The following is a 20,707-nucleotide window of genomic DNA, read 5'->3' as shown; positions in this document are numbered from 1 at the left end:
CCGGCTTTCGGCCGGACCGGTTGCTACATATATGCTACTCCATGTTGGTATGACGCCTGGCCATTTGCTCGTAGTCAGCTTCCCCGTGTGCATGGACAGCAGTAATAATCAGGCCGTCCAGTATTAAATGCAGGCTCTGGTCAAACTGATTTCCGAGCGGCTGGATCGTTTCCGGCTCGTGCTCCAGCCGTTTTTTTGTCGCGGCAGGAACAGCGATAAAAGCATCGCTGAGCTTTCCGAGGGAAGACTCCCGGTTGGTCGAGCAGACCAAAAGCTCTGCTCCGCTTTTTTTCGCCTGCTCCGCCGTATGAACAAGAATCGAAGTATTTCCTGAACCGGATAATACTACAAGTAAGTCTCCCTCTCCCACGGAAGGGGTAATCGTTTCACCGACTACAAAAACGTTATATCCACTGTGCATGAGACGCATTGCAAACATTTTTCCGACAAGACCGGAGCGTCCCTCACCGGCTACAAAAATTCTTGGAGCGCGGTTAAGCTTCGCAGCAGCCTGTTCCATTTCTTCTGCACGCACGCCGCCCACAACCTCTGTTATTTCCCCGGAAATAGTGTTTAATACGTGTTCTGCATTCATAGCCTGTCTGCCTCCAATCGTATTTGTTCCGCTGCCTGCCGGGGATTTACGCTTTTTGTAATAGCGCCTCCGATAATTATGACGTCCGGACGGGCATCCTTAATTTTGTAAAGGGTTTCTGCCTTTAAACCGCCGGCTGCTGATACTTCCCAGTGCGGAAATGCCTCCAGCAGCTTGTAATAATTATTGTCGCCTGCTCCTGTTTGCTGCATGTCTTTACCTATATGCAGCGAAGCACTGCGGATGCCAAGCTTGTCAAGTTCCTCAAGCCGCCGATTTTCCTGCACATTCAACAGATCCACAAAAGCTTTTTTACCGTATTCTTCAGCGGTCTCCAGTACTGCCTGGATAGAAGCGTCCGATGCAAAAGCCATCACCGTCGTTACATCTGCGCCTGCCTCGAAGGCCTGGATTGTTTCTGCCCTTGCTGCATCGCATGTTTTCATATCGGCGACCAACATTTTATCCGGGTATTCCTGCTTCATCTGCCGGACGATGTCCATGCCGTATTCTTTGATGACTCCCGTGCCTATTTCAATCCAGTCGATATATGATTCGGTTTGATGAACGACATTAAAACAGTCGTCCCAAGCTAACCGGTCCAACGCCAGCTGTATGTTCATTGCTTCCTCCTTTAACGTTCCACACGCTCTTCGTTCCCAAGCGCTGCTTTCACTTCCTCTAAAAGCGGCAGCCCTTCATTGTCGCCTGCTACTTGTACCACCTTTGCTCCGGCTACCGCGCCGATTCTCAAAGCCTTTTCCAGTGAATATCCCTGCAGCAGGCCGTACAGCAAGCCTGCGTTGAAACCGTCTCCTGCTCCTACGGTATCAGCCACTTTTTCTACTTTTTCCGCCGGCTGATGCACGGTTTCCCTGGTTCCGTGTTTTCCGGCTGCTCCGTCACTGCCGTTTTTAATAATGACACGATCAATGCCGTACGATTGAAAAGAAGCAAGATGCTCTTCTATTGACTGCGCACCGAACAGCATATCCGCTTCATCTCTTCCACTCAGCACGATATCTACATATGGAAGCAAAGACCGGATGGCCTCCCCTGCCTCTTCTTTGTTCCAAAGACGCAGACGGATGTTCGGATCCATAGCTGTAAGCACTCCCTGCTCTCCTGCAAAACGCAACGCTTCCCGGAGCATCTCCACGTTTTCCGCGCGGAGCGAAGCAAACACGCCGGTAATATAAAATACCTTCGGCTGCCCGCTCAGCTGTTCTTTCACATGCTGTAACGTTATTTCTTCTGTCGGTGATGGGAAACGGTAGTAAAACGTACGCCCGTTTCCGTTTTCAAGCGTTTCTTTAAAATTCACGGGAGTAGTATAGTTTTCTTCAAGAGCTATTCCCGAAACGTCAATTCCTTCTCCGCGCAGGATATTAAAAATATGGCGGCCAAATTCATCGCGGCCCAGGCGGCTGATCATGCCTGTCTGAAGCCCGAGACGGGCGCAGCCGACAGCCACGTTTAACTCGGCTCCGCCAATTTTCCGCTCAAACTCAGTCGTAAAACGCATCGGCCCCCGCTGTTTCGGATTCATTGTAATCATTGCGTCGCCAATTGTAAGGACGTCCCGCATCTTTACTGCCTCCATTCTTATTCAAACGCATTCGGCAGCCACATGAAAATGCCCGGTACGAATGCAATTACTAAAATCACAACCAGAATCATGCCAATGTACGGAATCGTAGCTTTAAACGAGCGACTGATGGAAAGCCCGCCAATCGCACTTGCAAGCAGCAGGCACAGACCGTACGGAGGCGTCACGAGACCTACGGCCAGACACATGAGTACGACAATTCCGAGATGAATCGGATCGAGGCCGAGCTCTGATGCTGCCGGCAGGATAATGGGCACAAACAAAATGATCGAAGGCACAGTGTCCATAAACATACCGACAAATAAAAACAAAAGAATAATCAGCACAATCAGAAGCCACGCGTACGGCACCGACTCCTGGAAAAAGGAGGAAATATGGGCCGGGATATTGTTAAAGCTGATCAGTCTCCCAAGCGATGTGGCAGTTGCCAGTGCAAACAGCGTGAGCGAACTGAGCTTCAATGTTTCAATAACGATCTCGGGCATATCCCGAAGGCGGATGCTTCTGTAAAAAAAGAACGCCAGAATAAACGAGTAAATGCAGGCGATGATCGACGCTTCGGTCGGAGTAACAAACCCGCCCATGATGCCAACAAGGATAATAATCGGCGTAAGCAGCGGCGGAAAACTCCGGATGCCGTGTTTAACAATCGCCTTTGTATCGAGCCGGTCATGCTTCGGATAATTATTTTTCTTCGAGATGACTGATATAAACAGCATTAATCCAACGCCAATTAACAACCCTGGAATAATTCCGCCGATAAACATCTGGCCAATCGATACCCCTGCCAGGCTTCCGTAAATAACCATCGGAATCGATGGCGGAATAATCATCCCCATCGTGGAGGAGGCAGCAGTTACAGCCACTGATGTTTCCGTGCTGTACTGCTCCTTTTTCATACTTGGGATCAAAATCTTTCCCACCCCTGCCGTATCAGCCGTAGACGCTCCGGATATGCCTCCGAAAAACATAGAAACGACGACATTGGAGTGGGCGAGTCCCCCACGGATATGACCGACGAGTGACACCGCAAACTGGATAAGCCGCTCGGATATTTTTCCCCGGTTCATGATGTTTGCCGCAAAGATAAACAGCGGCACCGCGAGCAAAATAAAGGAGTTTAACCCGACGAACATTTGCTGAATAACAGCTTCAAGCGGCACCGTTCCCATAACGAGAAAACCAATATAGCTGACGATGCCAATCACAAATGCGATAGGAATGCCAAGTACCATTAATATTAAAAAGAGCAGTATTAATCCAATCGCGGTTATCATTTTTTATTCACCTCCACGACATTTTGGTAGTGACGCCAGTGGTCCATCGCATTCTGAAACGCGAACAGTATGATTCCTGCTCCGGCAATTGGCACAGGCAGCCAAATGAAAAATTGACTGACTCCCGGCAGGTAGTTCAGTGTCCAGCTGCTGAACTGGGTCGTAATCTGGATCCCGTGGATGACAAACGCGAGACCGAACAGAACTAAAAAGAAATGGATAACTATCTGGAGCGCCAGCAAATACTTGCCGGACAGCTTCTCCAAAAGAATGCTCACGGTAAAGTGCTGCCGTTCTCTAACCATTGCTGCCGCTCCGAGCAGCACCATCCATATAAAGGCATATGTAGCCACCTCAGCTGACCAGAGAAAGGCGACTCCGGGGACATAGCGGGTCATCACCTGAAGTGCTACGCATATAAAGAAAATCGAAAAGGCGGCTGCACCTCCCCACAAAAATACTCGCTGAATTTTATCGATAAATTCTCTCATCTTCTCACCCACCTATTTATCCTTTAGTTCCTGAACCCTTTCGTATTCTTCTTCCATCCCAAGGTTTTCTACAGCATCTCTGCGTACGCTTTCCGTCTGCCTCGTAAAGGCTTCTTTATCCACCTCGTTGATTTCCATGCCTTCTTCCTGAAGCTTTTGTTTATACTCACTGGCCAATTCCTCATCAGTTGCCCGAGCAGTTTCAGTCGCTTCCTGTACAGCTGTATCAACCGCTTCCTGCTGCTCGGCATTCATACCGTCGTACGCTTCCTGGGTGGTGAAAAATACCCGTGTCGTAACGTCGTGCTCCGTGAGTGACAGATGATCCGCTACTTCGTAATGACTGGCTAAATAAATATTGGTGAAATCATTTTCTGCTGCATCCGTCAATCCATTCTGAAGCGCCTGATACATCTCATTCCAGGCCACACTCGTCGGCTGGGCGCCAAGCGCCTGCCAAGTATTCGTCACCACCGGTGAATCCTGAGTCCGGACCGTTTTATTTTCCAAATCCTCCGGCGTTTCGACTGGCTGCGTTCCGTAATAATTACGTGTGCCTGCCGACCAGTAATCAAGCACTTTAAAATTTGATTCTTCTTCTGTCACACGTGCTACTTCATCGCCTACCTCGCCGTCCACTACCCGCTCCCAGTGCTCGCGGTCTTCAAAAAGATACAGAACGGAGAAAAAATCCACTTCTTTTACTTTTTGAGCCAAATACCCGGGAGAAGCGACCACCAGGTCTACCGAGCCAGTCTCCGCGCTCTGGGCAAGCTCTGCTTCGCTTCCGCCAAGCGATCCGTTTGTGTGTACCTCCACCGTGACACTTCCATCGCTTTCTTCTTCTACGACTTCTTTAAATTCCCGCAATCCAACAGCGTAGGGACTCTGATCATCAAGCTGGGTGGCGGCTACTAAATGAACATTTTCTTCAGCCCCGGCCGTGCTTTCAGTACTGCCGCTGCTGCAGCCGGCGAGCACTCCAGCGGCGAGCGCCATCATGGTAACGCTTACTTTTTTCATCATTCAAACCTCCTTTTATATTTTTGCTTCAGTGGAATCCCGTACATGAAAAGTTGTCTCATATATATATTCACGACTTAATTTCTCGGCCGGCACGCCCTCGTTCACCTGCTCCAGGAGAAGCTCTGCTGCTTTTTGTCCCATTTGATAGGCCGGCTGCTCAATAGTTGTTAGCGATGGAGAAAAGAAAGCAGCGTATTCCACTTCATCAAACGTTACCAGAGCAAGGTCTTCAGGAATATTGAGCTGTTGTTCTTTGGCAAATGTCAGTGCTTCTACGAGCATGCGGTCATTAGAGATAAACAGCGCATCCGGAGGGGACTGCTGTTTCATCATGGCCCTCAATGCCTCTTGGGCACCGCTGACCTCTCCGTGGTATGCAAGCTCTTTATTTTCAGCGATCCCCTCTGCCTCGAGCGCATCCTCAAACCCGCGGAAGCGTTCTTTTCTTGTATTCATCTTCAGCTCCGGACCGATAAAGCCGATATTATGGTATCTTCTATCGGCTAAATGCTTTACCGCCTCGTAAGAAGCCTTATAATTATTCACCACTACAGAAGGAATTTCCGACTGTTCTACCGTTCTATCCAGAAATACTAATGGAATTTGATAGCTTAGAATGTCTTTATAATTTTTTCGGTCCTGACTGCTTGGGATAATAATTATTCCGTCAATCTGCTTTGCCATCAGCATATCAATGTACTGTTTTTCTTTTGTTTCGTCGTCATCGGCATTACAGATGATGACGTGATAATTGTACTTAATGCATATATCTTCAATCGCTCTGACCACAAGCGTGGAAAACCGGTGCACCACGTTCGCGATAATAACGCCAATCGTCGTCGTTTTCTGTTGTTTAAGCCCTCTTGCAATCGCATTCGGCCGGTAGTTTAACCGGGCAATCGCCTGCTCGATACGTCCTTTTGTTTCTTCACCCATGTATGTAAAACGGCCGTTCATAAACTGGGATACGGTGCTTATGGAAACATTTGCTTCTTTTGCCACATCACGCAGCGTCACATTTTTACGCATAGCTTTCCTCCTGATAAAACGTTTTAGTAAAACGATTTATTTCATTCTAAAAGATACACCCCTAAATTGCAAACGCTTTATTATTTTTTTGCTTTTCGTAAATTGGTTCCAGGGTTTACCTTTCTCCAATTACTTCGTATACTGGTGGAGCTGCAATTAGTTAGCATGCTAATTAAATTCACAAGGAGCTTTCTTTTCTATGAAATCAGATCAGCTTATTCATATGATTCATCAGCGGTCGCGTACGCTGTCGAACACGCTAAACGAAACGCTTGCCCCGTTTGGGCTGTCCCATGCGCAGTATATGATTATTTATGTGCTTGCTACCGGTGGAGCATCCACCCAGACACATATGCGGAAATATCTGCAGGTGGAAGCGCCGACGATTGCCCGCACAATCGGCACGATGGATCGCAATGGGTGGATCGAAAAACGTCCTGGCGCAGACCGGCGTACGCAAGTTATCCACCTTACCGACAGCACGAAAAAGATACTTCCCGAAATTAAAGCACGAGTTGCAGAGGCAGAGAAGCGTTCTCTTGTGCACCTGTCAGACCAGGACCGGGAAGTTCTGCTTGAACTGCTTGGAAAAATTACGAACGAAAGGAGTGGGGAAGAGTGAGCCGTCATGAACATCCCATCTGGACAAAGGATTTTATTAGTATCACGATCACCAATTTCATGGTTTTCACTGTATTCTATTCTCTTTTAACTACACTACCCCTTTTTGTTACCGGCAGTCTTGGCGGCACCAGTGCCCAGGGCGGGCTCATCGTCACGATTATGCTTATTGCTACCATCCTCACCCGGATATTTGCCGGTAAGATCATGGAAAAAACCGGGCGTAAACGGGCGCTGGTCTGGGGCGCCGCCGCGTTTGTTCTCTGTACCTTTTTATACCTTTTTATTGATACGTATACGGGGCTGCTGCTGCTCCGGTTTGTACATGGCATTCCTTTTGGGATTTTGAGTACAGCTACCGGCGCTATCGCTGCAGATGTTATTCCAAATGAACGCCGCGGGGAAGGCCTCGGTTATTTCACGACCTCCATGAATGTCGCGGTCGTCATCGGGCCATTCATCGGACTGACGCTGATACAGTTTGCTCCGTTTGCCCTTTTATTTGTACTGCTCGGCATGTTTATGATTGTTGGAGTCTGGTGCGCAGCCATTGCCAGGGATCCAGGAATCCCTGCCGCGCCGCACACTGAAAAAAAGAAGCTGTCCATTCATGATTTTATCGAACTGCGGGCACTTCCAATTGCTTCTATCGGGCTGCTTGCTTCTTTTTCTTACGCCGGTGTTATTTCATACATGTCCCTGTTTGCTGAAGCCATAGGCCTGATCCAGGTATCGAGTTTCTTTTTTCTTGTGTTCGCTGTTGTCGTCATTGCTTCCCGTCCGGTGGCAGGGCCGTTATTTGACTCCCGCGGGCCGGGGACTGTTCTGTACCCGTGTCTGTTGATTTTCGCCATCGGCCTCGTAACACTCAGCTTTACCACTGCCGGGTGGATGCTGCTGTTGTCTGCCGCTTTGATCGGCCTTGGCTACGGAACCCTTCTTCCCGGTTTTCAAACGATGTCCATTCAGGCGGCCGAGCCGCACCGAAGCGGACATGCCACCGCTACATTTTTTATTATGTTTGACTCCGGCATCGCTCTTGGCTCCTTTTTTCTCGGGCTTTTAGTGAACGCTGTCGGATATCAGTATTTATATCAAATTACGGCAGGCATTATACTGCTGACGATTGGGGCTTTGTTTTTGTATTTCCGGACGTCGTCGGTATATGCCTATGAAGAAAAGAAGGCCTGATCTGTATAATATTATGTATATAAAAAAAGCAGGAAAGCTCCTGCTTTTTTGTGTTACATATGATGATCGCGCATTTTTTTATATAACGTTGTCCGGTGGATCCCAAGCTTTTTAGCAGCTTCTGTCTTATTGCCGTTTGCTTCTTCAAGTGCCTGCTTGATCATGGTCTGCTCCTGGGCCGATTTCTGGTCCTTCCAGTTTGCTGCGTTCGCACTTTCGGTCCGGGCTGCCTGAACGGGCTCTGCGGCTTCACGGGCTTTAACAGAAGAGATAGGAAGGTCTTCCGTGCGTATTTTCCCGCCGTCGTGCATCGCAGAAAGCTGCTCAATAACATTCATCAATTCCCGGATGTTCCCCGGCCAGTCGTACTGTTTCATGGCTTCCATGGCTTTGTTCGTTATTTTTAGCGGCTTCACGCCCAGCTCAGTGGAAAAATGCGTATTATAATATTCCACCAGAAGCGGGAGGTCTTCGGTCCGCTCGCGGAGCGGCGGCAGATCTACAGGCACCACATGCAGGCGGTAATAGAGATCCCGGCGGAATCTCCCTTCTTCCACCAGTTGTTCAATATTTTCATTAGTAGCAGAAATGATCTTCATATTTACCGGAATTGGGGCTGCGTTGCCGATCTTACGTACATACGAATCTTCAAGCACGCGCAAAAGAGCTGCCTGCATCGCCATGGACATATTGCCTACTTCATCTAGAAACAAAGTGCCTTCATGAGCTGCTTCAAGCAAGCCAACGGCACCCTGCTGGGGCTGCATTGGGACTTCTTTTCCGAATAATTCTTCTTCAAGGTGAGTGTCCGGGATGGAGGCGCAGTTCACTGCCACAAATTCTCCTGTCCTGCCGCTTTCCTGATGAATCGCCTGGGCAAACAATTCCTTGCCTGTGCCCGTTTCCCCGGAAAGCCAGACGGGGGTTTTCGTTTTAGCGGCCCGCTTCGCTGTTTGGATCGCCCGGTGAATCTCTTCATTTTCCCCTATGACACGCCGGAAGGAAGCAATGGAGGGCCGGAAGGTAGGAGAGGAAGCCGTTTCAGACGTATGTAGCTCTTTTAACGCTTTTTCCGTCCAGACACCGGTGACTCTCCCCTTTTTGTTAACGACTGCGATTGGTGGATACTGCTGTTCCCACGATTCTGGAATCTGTCCTTCCGTAATCTGAGAAACTTCCAAGATCCATCCGTCCTTAATCTTTTTATCAAGGCTTTTTTCCTTGTAGATGTGATTCCACACTTTTGTTTCATCAAGAACTCCCACCGGGCGGCTGTCTTCATCAACCATCACGATTGCATCTTTTTCTCCGTTCTTCCAAACCTTCAACACGTCAGACACTTCCGTTTTCGACGCTTCGAGCATTTGTGGTTCTACTACGAACTGTTTCCAGTATTCTACTTCTGCCACACTCCATCATCCTTTCTGTTTATGAATTATTACCCCACTATTCCCTTCTGCTTCCCAAAAGAAACAACAGCTTTACTTCAAGGACATTTTTCTATTCTTTACGTAAAAAAACGCCCTTCCCTACTCAGGAAAAGGCGTCAGCTGTTTCAGTTAAATAGTGAACAGGGAAGTGTCTTTATTATCAAGAAGATCTACAGCTTTGGCGTTGCTTACCAGCTGTTCCGGAGTTTTGCAGCCGGGGATGACAGCATCCACACTCGAGTTGGCCAGACACCAGGCAAGAGACCACTGGGCAAGCGGTACATCGTCCGGCAGACTCTCCTTGAGCCGCAGGGCTTCCTGAAGGGCTGCTTCCTGCTCATTTTGCGGATGACGGTGGCGGACATCATTTTCTTCAAAGGAAGCTCCAGGTGTATATTTTCCGCTTAAGTAGCCGCTCGCCATCGGGACTCTGGCGATAACACCGAGATTCTGACGGTCACATTCCGGAAAAGCATCCTCGGCGTTTTCACGGTCGAGGCGGTTGTACACCAGTTGTATCGTTTCTGCACCGACAGCTTCTGCCCTCCTGATCTGATCCATGTAGTCCTGTTTTTTCACGGAAAGACCGAGATGACGGATCTTGCCGGTTTTTTTCTGTTTATCGAGCATCGTCCACAGCTTATCATCCCGGAACTCTTCGTCTGTGCCGGAATGAAACTGGTAAAGATCAATGTAATCTGTCCGGAGCGCCCGGAGAGAGGATTCAAGCTGCTTTTGCACATCCTCCGGATCATAGTGCCGGGTCCGGTCGTTCGGCCCGTGAAAATGATGGCCGAACTTGGAGGCTACAAACCATTGGTCGCGATCCTTTTGAATGGCCGTGCCGGTCAGTTCTTCCGCAAGATGGTCCCCGTAGCATTCGGCGGTATCGATAAAATTAAGGTTTTCCGTTCTTGCTGCTTCAAACAAACCGTCCACTTCCTTTTGAGTGAAGGTCTTGCCCCATTCTCCGCCGAATTGATACGTTCCAATACCTACGATAGAGACCTGTTCGTTTGTTTTTCCAAGCGTGTTATATTTCATGAGCTCGTAACATCCCTTTCTGCTTCTTTTATGCCTGCGGTCGTCTTACGCACGTGCAGCTCCGGATTTAAAATAACCGTCCGTGTCGTTTCGTTTTTGCCGCCGATCCGGTCCACGAGCATCTGTGTCACCAGCCGCCCCATTTCAAGAATGGGCTGCGCTACTGTAGTCAGCGGTGGATCGCTCAGCGTAGCAATAAATGTATCATCAAAGCCGACAACGGATAAATCTTCAGGTACCCGCCGCCCGGCTTCTTTACCTGCCTGAATACAGCCGATTGCCAAAAAGTCATTCAAAGCAAATACTGCGGTAATACCAGGGTCACTCTGCAAAGCCTGCAGCATCGACTTTTTAGCGTCATCAATTGAATTATTGTCTTTTACGAGCACTGCTTCCTCCCGGCTTATCCCGTGCTCGTCGTACGCTTCGTAAAACCCCTTCAGCCTCTCTGTATCACTCGAATTATTCATCTCGCCTACAACAAAAGCAATCCGGGTATGTCCTGCTTCGAGCAGATGCTTCGTAGCCGCGTATCCGCCCCGGTAGTCATCGACGAGCACCGTATCTACATTAATCTCGGAAGCGTCTCTAGCCACGAGCGCGAGGGGAATGTTCTGTTTCATAAAATCCTGCAGGGCTTTAGTGTTTTGTATCCCTGTGCCCAGAATAATACCGTCCACTCTTTTTTGATTCAGCCACCACAAATACTGAATTTCTTTTTCCGGATTGTTGTCGGTATTGCATATAACGACATTGAACCCACCGGCGTGTCCTGTGTCTTCCACGCTTCTCGCAAGCTCGGCAAAAAAGGAGTTGGCAATATCAGGAACCAGCAGGCCGATCGTATTCGTCTGCTTTCCTGTCAGGGCAGAGGCCACCGTGCTCGGCTGATAATCAAGCTCATCCATAATGGCGAGCACCCGTTGTTTAGTTTTCTCCCCTATTTTTCCTTTGTTGTTTATCACCTTTGACACTGTAGCGATCGAAACCTCAGCCCGCTCAGCGATGTCGTAAATTGTCGGTCTCATTTTATCTTCCTCATTTTTGTCGTTTCGTTTATTATAAATCCTCCGTTCCTTCCTATCCACCGGGAAAGCCTTTTCTTTTAAGCTTTCTGGCCCAGGGGAAAACAAAAATCACTGCGAGCCTCCGGGAGTGCAGGCTCCCTGAAGCAGAAAAAAGCATTTCGATATTCCCTCGAAATGCCTTCATTCGTTTATCTCCCGGCTTTTTCCCCGTATTTTTCCAGAACCCTGTCCATCGTTTCATCCAGATGATCCTTCGCCATTTTCGCATATTTATACGGCGGGGCGACGTCTGGATCCTGTTCTGCTTCTACTACTGTCCACCCCTGGTAGCCCCGTTTCATCAGCTCTTCAAGGACAGGCTCAAAATCGATGCAGCCGTCGCCGGGAACGGTAAACAGGCCTTCGAGTACAGCTTCCCGGAATGTCAGGTTTTCTTTAATCGTCCTGTTCCAAATGTCTTCCCGTACGTCCTTGTAGTGTACGTACTTAATGCGGTCGTAGTAGCGCGTCAGCTGGTCCATCGGGTCGTAGTTGCCGAAAAAGGCATGCCCGGTATCATACAGCAGCGACACAGCATCTTTGTCGGTTTCTGCCATCAGGCGGTCCACGTCCTCGCGTTGTTCTACAATCGTGCCGGCATGCGGATGATACACGAGCTTGAGTCCGTATTTTTCCGCGATGCGTCCGGCTTCGTTCAAGCCGTCCACCATGCTTTTCCACTGCGCTTCTGAAGGTGCTGTAATTTTTGCTTTGTCAGGATCATGTTTATCCCAGTGCATCGAGTTGCCCATTTCACACACAATCACGTATTCGCAGTCCATGTCTTTCAAAAACCGGACCCATTGTTCGAAATCGCGGACTTCCTGCTCCTTATGCTGCAGGTTGGAAAACTGCGTGCCGACGAATTTACTGGCAAGCGTAATATCGTGCTCTTCGAGAATCGCTTTTAATTCGTCAAGGTTACGTGGAAAGGTGCGACCCATTTCAGTCGCTTCGTACCCGATTTCCCGCATCTCTCCTAAAATCTGATCCAGTGAATAGTGGTCTCCCAGTCCCGGAATGTCATCATTCACCCAGCTGATAGCTGCAATTCCGAGATGGAACTCATAGTTCCCAAGCCCCGCCATATGCTGCACCCCTTTTCTTATCATTTCGTGATATTTTTTAATGTCTATTTAGTCGGTATAAACCTTATCCTGGTGAACATCTTTCATATAAATACGTTCTCCGTTGTGTTTAAATGATTCGGTGGCCGCAAGCGCTACCTGCATATTGATTTTGGAATCCAATGAAGTGACCCGCGGTTCCTGGTCTCCTTTGACGCATTTAATAAATTGTTCGAGCTCGAGAATATACGCTTCCCGGAACCGCGTCTGGAAATTTGGCACAATCTCGTGGTTGCTTCCTGAGCTGCTGTGCACTGTCACATCGCTGTTATGGAGCGAACCGACAAAGATTGCTCCTTCGGTGCCGATAATCTCTGCACGTATGTCATGGCCGTATGGAGATGTTCTGCTTGCTTCCACATCTCCGGCGCCTCCGTTTTCAAACTCCAAATACGTAATCGCCTGATCGACATCTCCGTATTCTTCCATGAAGGAATTAATGAGAATGCGGCCGTGGCCGGAAACGGAAGAAATTTCCGAGCCCATTAAATACCGGGCCATATCATAGTCATGAATAGAGCAGTCCAGAAATATGCCGCCGCTGTTTTTGATGAAAGAGGCAGGCGGTGAGCCGCTGTCTCTCGAGAACCCTTTAAAATAAATCGGCTTGCCGATTTCTCCGGCTTCTATACGCTCCTTGGCATCATGAAAACCAGGGTCGTACCTTCTCATGAAGCCGACCTGGCAGACAACGCCGGTCTCTTCAACGACTTTGATCACCTCTTCGGCTTCTGCCACCGTGGAGGTCAGCGGCTTTTCAACAAAGATCTGCTTGCCGCTGCGGGCCGCTTTCGTAATCATGTCAGCGTGCGTACTGGTCGGCGTTACAATCACGACTGCGTCCACTTCCTGGTCGGCAAACACTTCTTCAGGGTCAGACGTCCAGCGTTCCACCCCAAGCTGTTCAGCCACCATTTCGGCGTGTTCGGCGAGTGGATCACACACCAGTATCAGCTCGGCTCCTTTTACTTTGTTCATCATGTTGCTTGCATGAAACAGTCCCAGTCGTCCGAGTCCGAGCACCGCTACTCTTATATCGTTCTGTGCCATTTGCGCACCTCCTGTGTTTTTTCTGTCCGCCTGACTTAGCTGCTCTTCTTTATAGCCTCTGGCCACTCCTTGTCTCTTTACTTAAGAAAGTACTTTGTTTAACTGGTCGGCAATATTTATTTCTTTACCGGTTTTAGCGCTTTCATAAATGCTTGTTAACAGGAAGGTTGATTTGTACGCTTCCTCTGCATTTACCGGCGGTTCTGTACCTTTGACCAGAGCATCAATGAACAGCTGGTTTTCTTCTTCATATCCCCATTTTTTACTGACAGGCATGAGGTGATAATCCGACGAGTCAATCTCCCCTTCAAGGCCGCAGGCAATTTTCACCGTTTCGAGTTCAGCGGTTGACGCCGTACTGTACTTGCCGTAAATTTCAATCGCTTCAAATGGGAAGCTCCATCCGGAATGGGCAAAGGTGTTGAACGTCATGACCAGGCCGGATTCAAAGGTTAAAAGAATCGCAAAGTTATCAAGCTCGCTGTCTGAAACGGCCTGTGTTGCTTCACATTTCACTTTCTTTACTTCCCCGAAATAATAGCGGCAGAGATCCATCAAATGAAAAGGCGTTTCGTATAAAAAGCCTCCAGTCTTCGCTGGATCCGAGGTCCAGGCAGGATGCAGCAGCTCTCCCCGGTTCATTTTGAAATGGGCGGAGCACGCATCCAGCTGGCCGGAATCCATGTAGCTTTTAATTTTCTTATACACATAGGCATACCGGCGATTCATGCCAAGATTGTAGCAGCCTTTAGACTCCCGCGCGGCATCGCGTATCTGTCTTGCTTCTTCCTCCGAGGTGGCCATTGGCTTTTCGCTGAAGACGTTTACATTATTTTTCAAACAATGAAGAACCGGACTGACATGCATCGTGTTTGGCGTAGTGACGTAGACCGTGTCCACACCAAGCGCAATCAGCTCTTCGATGGAGCCCGCTGTACGAACGTCCGGGCCTGCTTCTGCGGCCAGTGCCTTCGCCTTTTCTTCAAAAATGTCAGCAATTCCAACGATTTCGACCCGTTCATCCAGTTTTAAAAGAGCAGCATGCACTGCAGCGATGTGCCCCGCTCCGAGTATTCCAACCTTCACTTTATCCACGACCTAGAACCTCCTGCACTGTTTTTATAGTTAATATAATTGTTTTTGAGTAAGCGCTTAACTTATGTTCATATTATCGTTTCCTTCCGGGTAATTCAAGGGGTAAACGGAAAAAATGTAAGCGATTTATCAAAAAGATAATTTACATTTAAAAAACGCGTCCAGAGCCGGGGCTCTGAACGCGTTTAACCATTTAATATTTCCGGGCATGCTGCAGCTGCTTTTCTTTGTCTTCAAAGGACTCCCGCACGCTTTCGCGCTCAGAAACCTCTGATACTCCGACGTGCCACCAGGATTCATAATCTCCGGTCATTGTCTTCGGCAGCACCTTTACGTCAATCAGCGTAGACACCGTCTGCTTTTTCGCCTCAGCGATTGCTTCTTTCAACCCTTGCTCTGTCGTCACCCGGTACGTTTTCAGGCCGTAGCCTTCAGCTACCTTCGCATAGTCAATGTGCATCACACTGCCACACATTTCATCCTTTTCTTCATCACGATGACGAAATTCGGTTCCAATGCTCTGCATGCCGTTGCCCATCTGCAGGTTGTTAATGCAGCCGTATCCAGAATTGTCGAACAGCATTACGTTAATTTTTTTGTTTTCCTGTACGCTTGTAATCATTTCTGAATGCAGCATCAAAAAGCTGCCGTCCCCGACCATGGCGTATACTTCCTTGTCCGGCTCAGCAAGCTTGGCCCCAAACGCCCCGGAAATTTCATAGCCCATGCAGGAGTAGCCGTATTCCATGTTGTACCGGTATTTCTGGCTCGACTCCCACAGGCGCTGCATGTCGCCAGGCAGACTTCCGGCCGCTCCGACGGCTACAGCGTCTTCATCGATTTCCCGGTTCACAATACCGAGTGCTGTCGTCTGCGCCAGATCCGTGCCCAGCACTTTACGGTACTCCTGCAGCTCCTCGTCAAGATGACCGGCGATTTCAGGCGTAAAGCCTTCTTCCGTGTATCGGACAGAATAAAGCCGCTCTTTTTCCCTGGTCCAGGCCGCCTTCGCCTCTTCGGTCTCGTTTTTAAATTCAGACGTATAGTCTCCTGTTTCGTTTACCAGCGCGTCAATTACAGCCTGAGCGTCCCCGATTAATGGGGCTGCATCCATTTTCACCCCGTGAAATTCCGACACATTGATCGAAATAAATTCGACATTTTCATCCCGGAACAGCTGCTTCGAGGAGGTGGTAAAGTCAGCCAGGCGCGTACCTACTGCAATAATAACGTCCGCCTTCGGAGCGAGCGTATTCGCTGCCAGATTACCAGTTACACCAAGACCTCCAACATTCCACTCATGCGTGCTTTCCACCGCGCTTTTGCCGGCCTGCGTCTCTGCGATTGGCACGTTCCAGGCTTCCGCCATTTTTTTCAGGCTTTCTCCCGCCTCTGAATAACGCACGCCTCCTCCGCAAATGATAAACGGACGCTTTTTGCTCCGGATTAAAGCTGCTGCTTCCTTCACCGAACGCTCATCCGGCACTTTTCTTGAAACACGGTGAACGCGTTTCTGGAAAAACGATTCCGGAAAATCGTACGCTTCCCCCTGGACGTCCTGCGGCACGGACACGGTAACAGCACCCGTTTCTGCCGGATTTGTCAGTACACGCATCGCCTGGATTAAGGAGCTCATCAGCTGTTCGGGTCTTGTTATACGGTCCCAGAACTTACTTACCGGGCGGAACGCATCGTTCGTGGAAATCGTTAAGTCGTGAGGCTGTTCCACCTGCTGCAGCACCGGGTCCGGCTGGCGGCTTGCGAAGATGTCTCCCGGAAAAAGAAGCAGCGGTATGTTGTTTACGGTCGCCACACTCGCCGCTGTCACCATATTGGCAGAGCCAGGGCCGACTGAAGACGTGCAGGCGATGATGCGTTTGCGATTGTTCTGTTTAGCATACGATATGGCCGCATGCCCCATCCCCTGCTCGTTTTTTCCCTGGTACACCCGGAGCCGCTTCGCTTCAGAAAGAGCCTGGCCGAGACCAAGAACGTTACCGTGGCCGAAGAGCGTAAACATTCCATCTACAAACGGAATTTCCTCGCCGTCCCATTCAATATACTGCTGCTCCAAAAAACGTACGATTGCCTGTGCTGTCGTTAATACGGGCATAAAAATCCCCTTCCTGTTGTCGTTTTATAGAAGAAAAAACTGCCTTCTCCTCTCTCAGAATAGAAAGGAAAGAGAAGACAGTCTGGGCTTGTGCTATTTGGCTGAAGCTATACGTTTACCAGCGGGCGGTGACCATTTTCTTGCGGGTGTAGAACTCCACGCCGTCCTTGCCATTCGCATGCAGGTCACCGTAGAAGGAATCCTTCCAGCCCGAAAACGGGAAGAACGCCATCGGGGCCGGCACGCCGACGTTGATGCCGAGCATGCCGGCGTCGATGTTCTCCCGGAATTCGCGGACGCTGTGCCCGGAGCTCGTGAACAGGCAGGCGCCGTTCGCAAAGCGCGACTCGTTCGCCCATGCGATGCCGGCCGTCAGGTCCGGCACGCGCACGATGGATAACACCGGCGCGAAAATTTCGTCCTGCCAGATCGTCATCGTCTGCTGCACGTGGTCAAAGATCGTCGGCCCGATAAAGTAGCCGTCCTTGGCAACCTCGTCCTGGCGCCCATCGCGCACGAGCGTCGCGCCTTCCTCGACGCCTTTGTCAATGTAGGCCTTCGTTTTCTCGAGGTGGCCTTCGCGGATCACCGGCCCGAGGAACACGTCTTTTTCACGGCCGTTGCCGATGGTGACGTCGTCGGCATAGGCCTGGATGTTTGCCACCAGCTGATCGGCCACGCTTTCCTGCACCGCGACCACGGAGGCGGCCATGCACCGTTCCCCGGCAGAGCCGAAGGCGGCATTCAGAATCTGCCAGGCGGCGTTATCGAGGTCCGCATCCTCCATGACGAGGGTGTGGTTCTTCGCCCCGGCGAGTGCCTGCACGCGTTTGCCGTGCGCCGTGCCGTTTTTATACACATATTCCGCGACCGGCTGGGAGCCGACAAAGGAAATCGCCGGCACGTCGTCGTGCTCGAGCAGGCCGTTCACGACGTCATGCGCGCCGTGTACCACGGAGAGCACGCCCTTCGGAAGCCCCGCTTCCTCCAACAGCTCCGCGAGCCGGTTCGCAAGCATCGGCGTCCGCTCGGACGGCTTCATGACGAACGTGTTGCCGCAGGCAATCGCAAGCGGAAACATCCAGCACGGCACCATCATCGGGAAGTTGAACGGCGTAATGCCGCCGACCACACCGATCGGGTAGCGGTACATGCCGGACTCGATGTTGGTGGCAATGTCCGGCAGCTGGTCGCCCATCATGAGCGTCGGGGCCCCGGCGGCGAATTCCACGCACTCGATGCCGCGCTGCACTTCGCCCTTGGCTTCCTTCAGGTTTTTGCCGTTTTCGAGCGTAATGATTTCGGCGAGCTCGTCCCAGTGGCGGATGAGCAGCTGCTGGTAGGCGAACAGGATGCGGGCCCGCTGCGGGACCGGCTTTTTCGACCAGTCGCGGTACGCCGCTTGGGACGCCTTCACGGCTTCGTCCACTTCATCCTTCAAGGAGAGCGGGACGCGGGCGATCACTTCACCGGTAGCCGGGTTGTAGACATTGTCGGTCGCCGACCGGGATTCCACCCATTCGCCGCCGATAAAATTTTTCAAGGTCGTTACTGCTTGTTCCTGCATATCTTCATCGTCCTTTCTATATTAACGGATGTTAGAATTGCTTTTTGAAGTACTTTCATATGATTATACCTGAGCACCCTGTCCTCTTAGGACTTTATGGTACCTTTTCTCACACTTTCATCAATGAACTCCTGTACTTCTTCCGCCTTTGGCATCGCTTCGGAGCAGCTGTGCCGGGAAATGACAATGGCTGCGGACGCGCCGCCGAAATCCATCGCCCGGTCGACTTCCCAGCCCTGCATCAGGCCATAAACAAAGGAGGAAGCATAGGCGTCTCCGGCTCCAAACGTTTTCAGCACTTCGGTTTCGAAGGTTTTCCCGGTGAAATAGTCCCCGTCCTTCGTATAGGCAAACGACCCTTCGGCTCCGTGCTTAATCAGCACAATCTCTGCTGAGTGATTAAACCACTTCGAGGCAGTCTTATCATCGCTTCCATCCATTTCTGACTCCATGTTTTCCATCATATTGAATTCGTCTCTTGTTCCAATAATCAGATGGCTTTTTTCAGCCAGCAGGTTGTAATACGTGGCGGTTTCTTCCTTTGATTTCCACGTCGCCGGACGAAAGTCAATATCAAAAAGCACCTTCGTTCCATGTTTATGCGCATATTCTGCCGCGAGAAAGACCGCTTCGCGGGAAGGGCTCGCAGCAAGCGCCGTGCCGGAAAACATTACCGCGGATGTATTTTTAATGTATTCCTCGGAAATTTCGAGCGGGCTGATTTTCAGATCCGCCACATTGTCTCTGTACAGAAGTATACTGCAGTCTTCCGGACTAATAATTTCCGTAAAGGCGAGACCGGTCACCGCACCCGTATCGTCTGTTTTTACGTTTTCCGTATTGATATTATTTTTTTCAAAGTAGCTGCGGATAAAATTGCCCATCTGATCATCTGCTATCTTGCCGATAAAGCCGGTGCTGAGACCGAGTCTCGATGCCCCAATCGTAATATTTGCCGGAGATCCTCCCACATATTTCGTAAACGTCCTCGTTTCTTCCATCGGACGGTTAATTTCATTCGCGTTCATGTCAATCGTCAGCCGGCCCATGCCAACCAGATCCCTTGAACGGTTTTTTGGAAATTCCATTAAAACATAACCACCCTTCGTTATTTTAATCGATTTATGGTTAAGCGCTTTCCTCTTCTATACGTCTGATTCTAAAGAAAGCGCATTCAGATGTAAAGTATTTTTTTGATTTTTCTTTAATTTCTATATTAAAGGTGAATGCTGCTGCATGCTTTCTGAAAAATCTCATTCTTCGATTGATGTAAGCGATTCATTAATGTATAATTCACATTAAAGTTAAGCGCTTTCTTTAAAATACATTTTTATGGAGGTTCCGCATATGGTTAATATAGGTGTTATCGGCGCCGGGCGCATCGGCCGGCTGCATATAGAAAACCTTCATCATCTTCCTGACACTGGCCTCCGGGCTGTCGCAGATATAAACACCTCTGCTCTTGAAACGATCGAGCAGGCCTTTTCTCCGCAGTACGTAACGTCCAATGCCGAAGATATTCTTTTTGACCCCGAAATTGATGCCGTTTTCATCTGCGCTGCCACCTCAGAGCATATTTCTCTGATTGATAAGGCCATTGATAACAAAAAACATATTTTTTGTGAAAAACCAATCAGCTTCGATATTAAAGAATCCCGCCGGGTAGTCAAGTCGGCCAAAGAAGCAGGTCTTGTTTTTCAGATCGGCTTCAACCGCCGCTTTGATCCTTCCTTCCAGCAGGTGCGAAAGATGCGGATTAACGGCCAGATCGGCACCCCCGAGATGCTGCAGATTATTTCACGCGATCCTTCCCCGCCTCCCATGGAATACGTGGCAACATCCGGCGGGCTGTTCGTGGATATGACTATTCACGACTTTGATATGGCCCGCTATATTATGGGAGAAAATATTGCAGCTATTTCTGTGCACGGCGGTGCCCTGACCGACAAGCGGTTCAACGATTACGACGACATTGACACGGCTGTTATTTCTTTAACATTTGAAAGCGGGGCCGTCGGTGTGATTGAAAACAGCCGGCGGGCGGTCTACGGCTATGACCAGCGTCTCGAGTTGTTTGGCTCCAACGGGGCAGCCACGGTGCCGAACCAGCCAATCCATCAGGTGGAGTGGTGGCAGGACGATTTTATTAAATCGGAAAAGCCGGTGCATTTCTTCCTCGAACGGTATCAGACGGCGTTCGAGCGCGAAATTGCGATGTTCGCTGAATCCGTGCAGTCCAACACCCCGGCTGTCTGCACCGGCGATGATGGCATCGCCGCCCAGACGGCTGCACTGGCTGCAGCAAAAGCATGGAAAGAGAAAAAAACCGTATATGTTGCTGATGTGGAATCCGAAACAATTGAAATCTCTTAGAA

19 protein-coding genes are annotated in these 20,707 nt (G+C 49.8%); 3 read left to right on the top strand and 16 right to left on the bottom strand.

Translation table 11 applies throughout. The features are described from left to right. Window positions 1-34 precede the first annotated feature (34 nt). The 7 genes from hxlB to Q9M42_RS05490 are packed head-to-tail and all read right to left on the bottom strand — an operon-like array spanning window position 35 to window position 6,027. Window positions 35-595, bottom strand: coding sequence for a 6-phospho-3-hexuloisomerase (gene hxlB / locus Q9M42_RS05520; RefSeq protein WP_322525521.1), 561 nt, complete (start codon window positions 593-595; stop codon window positions 35-37). After that, the gene (hxlA, locus tag Q9M42_RS05515) at window positions 592-1,218 is read right to left on the bottom strand and encodes a 3-hexulose-6-phosphate synthase (protein ID WP_322525520.1); all 627 of its coding nucleotides are present in this window, start codon (window positions 1,216-1,218) and stop codon (window positions 592-594) included. Before hxlA ends, hxlB begins: the two co-directional genes overlap by 4 nt. 11 nt (window positions 1,219-1,229) lie before the next feature. Then, window positions 1,230-2,183 carry a sugar kinase gene (locus tag Q9M42_RS05510; protein ID WP_322525519.1) on the bottom strand — a complete coding sequence of 318 codons (954 nt, stop codon included), beginning with the start codon at window positions 2,181-2,183 and terminating at the stop codon, window positions 1,230-1,232. A 17-nt stretch (window positions 2,184-2,200) separates the two neighbouring features. Then, on the bottom strand, window positions 2,201-3,481 hold the full coding sequence (locus Q9M42_RS05505) for a TRAP transporter large permease (protein WP_322525518.1): 1,281 nt from the start codon (window positions 3,479-3,481) through the stop codon (window positions 2,201-2,203). Further along, window positions 3,478-3,972 (bottom strand): TRAP transporter small permease, encoded by a 495-nt coding sequence (locus Q9M42_RS05500; protein ID WP_322525517.1) that lies wholly within the window; start codon window positions 3,970-3,972, stop codon window positions 3,478-3,480. Before Q9M42_RS05500 ends, Q9M42_RS05505 begins: the two co-directional genes overlap by 4 nt. A gap of 12 nt (window positions 3,973-3,984) precedes the next feature. After that, window positions 3,985-4,995, bottom strand: coding sequence for a TRAP transporter substrate-binding protein (locus tag Q9M42_RS05495; protein ID WP_322525516.1), 1,011 nt, complete (start codon window positions 4,993-4,995; stop codon window positions 3,985-3,987). A gap of 15 nt (window positions 4,996-5,010) precedes the next feature. Beyond that, complete coding sequence (locus Q9M42_RS05490; protein WP_322525515.1) at window positions 5,011-6,027, bottom strand: LacI family DNA-binding transcriptional regulator; 1,017 nt, start codon at window positions 6,025-6,027, stop codon at window positions 5,011-5,013. Window positions 6,028-6,226: 199 nt separating this feature from the next. Between Q9M42_RS05490 and Q9M42_RS05485 the strand changes: the two genes are divergently transcribed. Together Q9M42_RS05485 and Q9M42_RS05480 are read left to right on the top strand one after the other, a co-directional pair. Then, window positions 6,227-6,649 carry a MarR family winged helix-turn-helix transcriptional regulator gene (locus tag Q9M42_RS05485; protein ID WP_322525514.1) on the top strand — a complete coding sequence of 141 codons (423 nt, stop codon included), beginning with the start codon at window positions 6,227-6,229 and terminating at the stop codon, window positions 6,647-6,649. After that, on the top strand, window positions 6,646-7,839 hold the full coding sequence (locus tag Q9M42_RS05480) for an MFS transporter (RefSeq protein ID WP_322525513.1): 1,194 nt from the start codon (window positions 6,646-6,648) through the stop codon (window positions 7,837-7,839). The genes Q9M42_RS05485 and Q9M42_RS05480 overlap by 4 nt, the downstream gene beginning before the upstream one ends. A gap of 53 nt (window positions 7,840-7,892) precedes the next feature. Here Q9M42_RS05480 and Q9M42_RS05475 read toward each other — a convergent pair whose 3' ends face one another. The 9 genes from Q9M42_RS05475 to iolC form a co-directional block, all read right to left on the bottom strand. Beyond that, on the bottom strand, window positions 7,893-9,248 hold the full coding sequence (locus tag Q9M42_RS05475; protein ID WP_322525512.1) for a sigma-54 interaction domain-containing protein: 1,356 nt from the start codon (window positions 9,246-9,248) through the stop codon (window positions 7,893-7,895). A 150-nt stretch (window positions 9,249-9,398) separates the two neighbouring features. Continuing rightward, on the bottom strand, window positions 9,399-10,313 hold the full coding sequence (locus Q9M42_RS05470) for an aldo/keto reductase (RefSeq protein WP_322525511.1): 915 nt from the start codon (window positions 10,311-10,313) through the stop codon (window positions 9,399-9,401). Continuing rightward, a complete protein-coding gene (locus Q9M42_RS05465; protein ID WP_322525510.1) occupies window positions 10,310-11,341 on the bottom strand; it encodes a LacI family DNA-binding transcriptional regulator in 1,032 nt (343 codons plus the stop codon). The genes Q9M42_RS05470 and Q9M42_RS05465 overlap by 4 nt, the downstream gene beginning before the upstream one ends. A 188-nt stretch (window positions 11,342-11,529) precedes the next feature. After that, complete coding sequence (gene iolE, locus Q9M42_RS05460; RefSeq protein ID WP_322525509.1) at window positions 11,530-12,468, bottom strand: myo-inosose-2 dehydratase; 939 nt, start codon at window positions 12,466-12,468, stop codon at window positions 11,530-11,532. A 48-nt stretch (window positions 12,469-12,516) separates the two neighbouring features. Further along, window positions 12,517-13,557: an inositol 2-dehydrogenase gene (gene iolG, locus Q9M42_RS05455; protein ID WP_322525508.1), complete on the bottom strand. Its 1,041-nt coding sequence runs from the start codon at window positions 13,555-13,557 to the stop codon at window positions 12,517-12,519. Between the two features lie 81 nt (window positions 13,558-13,638). Next, window positions 13,639-14,652 (bottom strand): Gfo/Idh/MocA family protein, encoded by a 1,014-nt coding sequence (locus Q9M42_RS05450; protein WP_322525507.1) that lies wholly within the window; start codon window positions 14,650-14,652, stop codon window positions 13,639-13,641. 193 nt (window positions 14,653-14,845) lie between these two features. Beyond that, window positions 14,846-16,765 carry a 3D-(3,5/4)-trihydroxycyclohexane-1,2-dione acylhydrolase (decyclizing) gene (gene iolD / locus Q9M42_RS05445; protein ID WP_322525506.1) on the bottom strand — a complete coding sequence of 640 codons (1,920 nt, stop codon included), beginning with the start codon at window positions 16,763-16,765 and terminating at the stop codon, window positions 14,846-14,848. Between the two features lie 115 nt (window positions 16,766-16,880). Further along, window positions 16,881-18,332, bottom strand: a complete 1,452-nt coding sequence (locus Q9M42_RS05440) for a CoA-acylating methylmalonate-semialdehyde dehydrogenase (protein WP_322525505.1) — start codon at window positions 18,330-18,332, stop codon at window positions 16,881-16,883. Window positions 18,333-18,418: 86 nt separating this feature from the next. Next, window positions 18,419-19,420 (bottom strand): 5-dehydro-2-deoxygluconokinase, encoded by a 1,002-nt coding sequence (gene iolC / locus Q9M42_RS05435; protein WP_322525504.1) that lies wholly within the window; start codon window positions 19,418-19,420, stop codon window positions 18,419-18,421. 259 nt (window positions 19,421-19,679) lie between these two features. On the opposite strand from iolC, the gene iolG (Q9M42_RS05430) reads away from it, so the two are divergent. Next, window positions 19,680-20,705, top strand: a complete 1,026-nt coding sequence (gene iolG / locus Q9M42_RS05430; protein WP_322525503.1) for an inositol 2-dehydrogenase — start codon at window positions 19,680-19,682, stop codon at window positions 20,703-20,705. Window positions 20,706-20,707 lie beyond the last annotated feature (2 nt).

This window comes from Marinococcus luteus (assembly GCF_034497705.1).
Lineage (GTDB): Bacteria > Bacillota > Bacilli > Bacillales > Marinococcaceae > Marinococcus > Marinococcus luteus_A.
The sequence above is the reverse complement of the archived record's forward strand: the minus strand, read 5'-3'. Positions and strand labels throughout refer to the sequence as shown.

What these genes read in the sequence shown, in the direction of transcription:
- hxlB (WP_322525521.1), bottom strand. Translation starts at nt 595, where the DNA reads ATGAATGCAGAACACGTATTAAACACTATTTCCGGGGAAATAACAGAG.
- hxlA (WP_322525520.1), bottom strand. Translation starts at nt 1,218, where the DNA reads ATGAACATACAGCTGGCGTTGGACCGGTTAGCTTGGGACGACTGTTTT.
- Q9M42_RS05510 (WP_322525519.1), bottom strand. Translation starts at nt 2,183, where the DNA reads ATGCGGGACGTCCTTACAATTGGCGACGCAATGATTACAATGAATCCG.
- Q9M42_RS05505 (WP_322525518.1), bottom strand. Translation starts at nt 3,481, where the DNA reads ATGATAACCGCGATTGGATTAATACTGCTCTTTTTAATATTAATGGTA.
- Q9M42_RS05500 (WP_322525517.1), bottom strand. Translation starts at nt 3,972, where the DNA reads ATGAGAGAATTTATCGATAAAATTCAGCGAGTATTTTTGTGGGGAGGT.
- Q9M42_RS05495 (WP_322525516.1), bottom strand. Translation starts at nt 4,995, where the DNA reads ATGAAAAAAGTAAGCGTTACCATGATGGCGCTCGCCGCTGGAGTGCTC.
- Q9M42_RS05490 (WP_322525515.1), bottom strand. Translation starts at nt 6,027, where the DNA reads ATGCGTAAAAATGTGACGCTGCGTGATGTGGCAAAAGAAGCAAATGTT.
- Q9M42_RS05485 (WP_322525514.1), top strand. Translation starts at nt 6,227, where the DNA reads ATGAAATCAGATCAGCTTATTCATATGATTCATCAGCGGTCGCGTACG.
- Q9M42_RS05470 (WP_322525511.1), bottom strand. Translation starts at nt 10,313, where the DNA reads ATGAAATATAACACGCTTGGAAAAACAAACGAACAGGTCTCTATCGTA.
- Q9M42_RS05465 (WP_322525510.1), bottom strand. Translation starts at nt 11,341, where the DNA reads ATGAGACCGACAATTTACGACATCGCTGAGCGGGCTGAGGTTTCGATC.
- iolE (WP_322525509.1), bottom strand. Translation starts at nt 12,468, where the DNA reads ATGGCGGGGCTTGGGAACTATGAGTTCCATCTCGGAATTGCAGCTATC.
- iolG (WP_322525508.1), bottom strand. Translation starts at nt 13,557, where the DNA reads ATGGCACAGAACGATATAAGAGTAGCGGTGCTCGGACTCGGACGACTG.
- iolD (WP_322525506.1), bottom strand. Translation starts at nt 16,765, where the DNA reads ATGCCCGTATTAACGACAGCACAGGCAATCGTACGTTTTTTGGAGCAG.
- Q9M42_RS05440 (WP_322525505.1), bottom strand. Translation starts at nt 18,332, where the DNA reads ATGCAGGAACAAGCAGTAACGACCTTGAAAAATTTTATCGGCGGCGAA.
- iolC (WP_322525504.1), bottom strand. Translation starts at nt 19,420, where the DNA reads ATGGAATTTCCAAAAAACCGTTCAAGGGATCTGGTTGGCATGGGCCGG.
- iolG (WP_322525503.1), top strand. Translation starts at nt 19,680, where the DNA reads ATGGTTAATATAGGTGTTATCGGCGCCGGGCGCATCGGCCGGCTGCAT.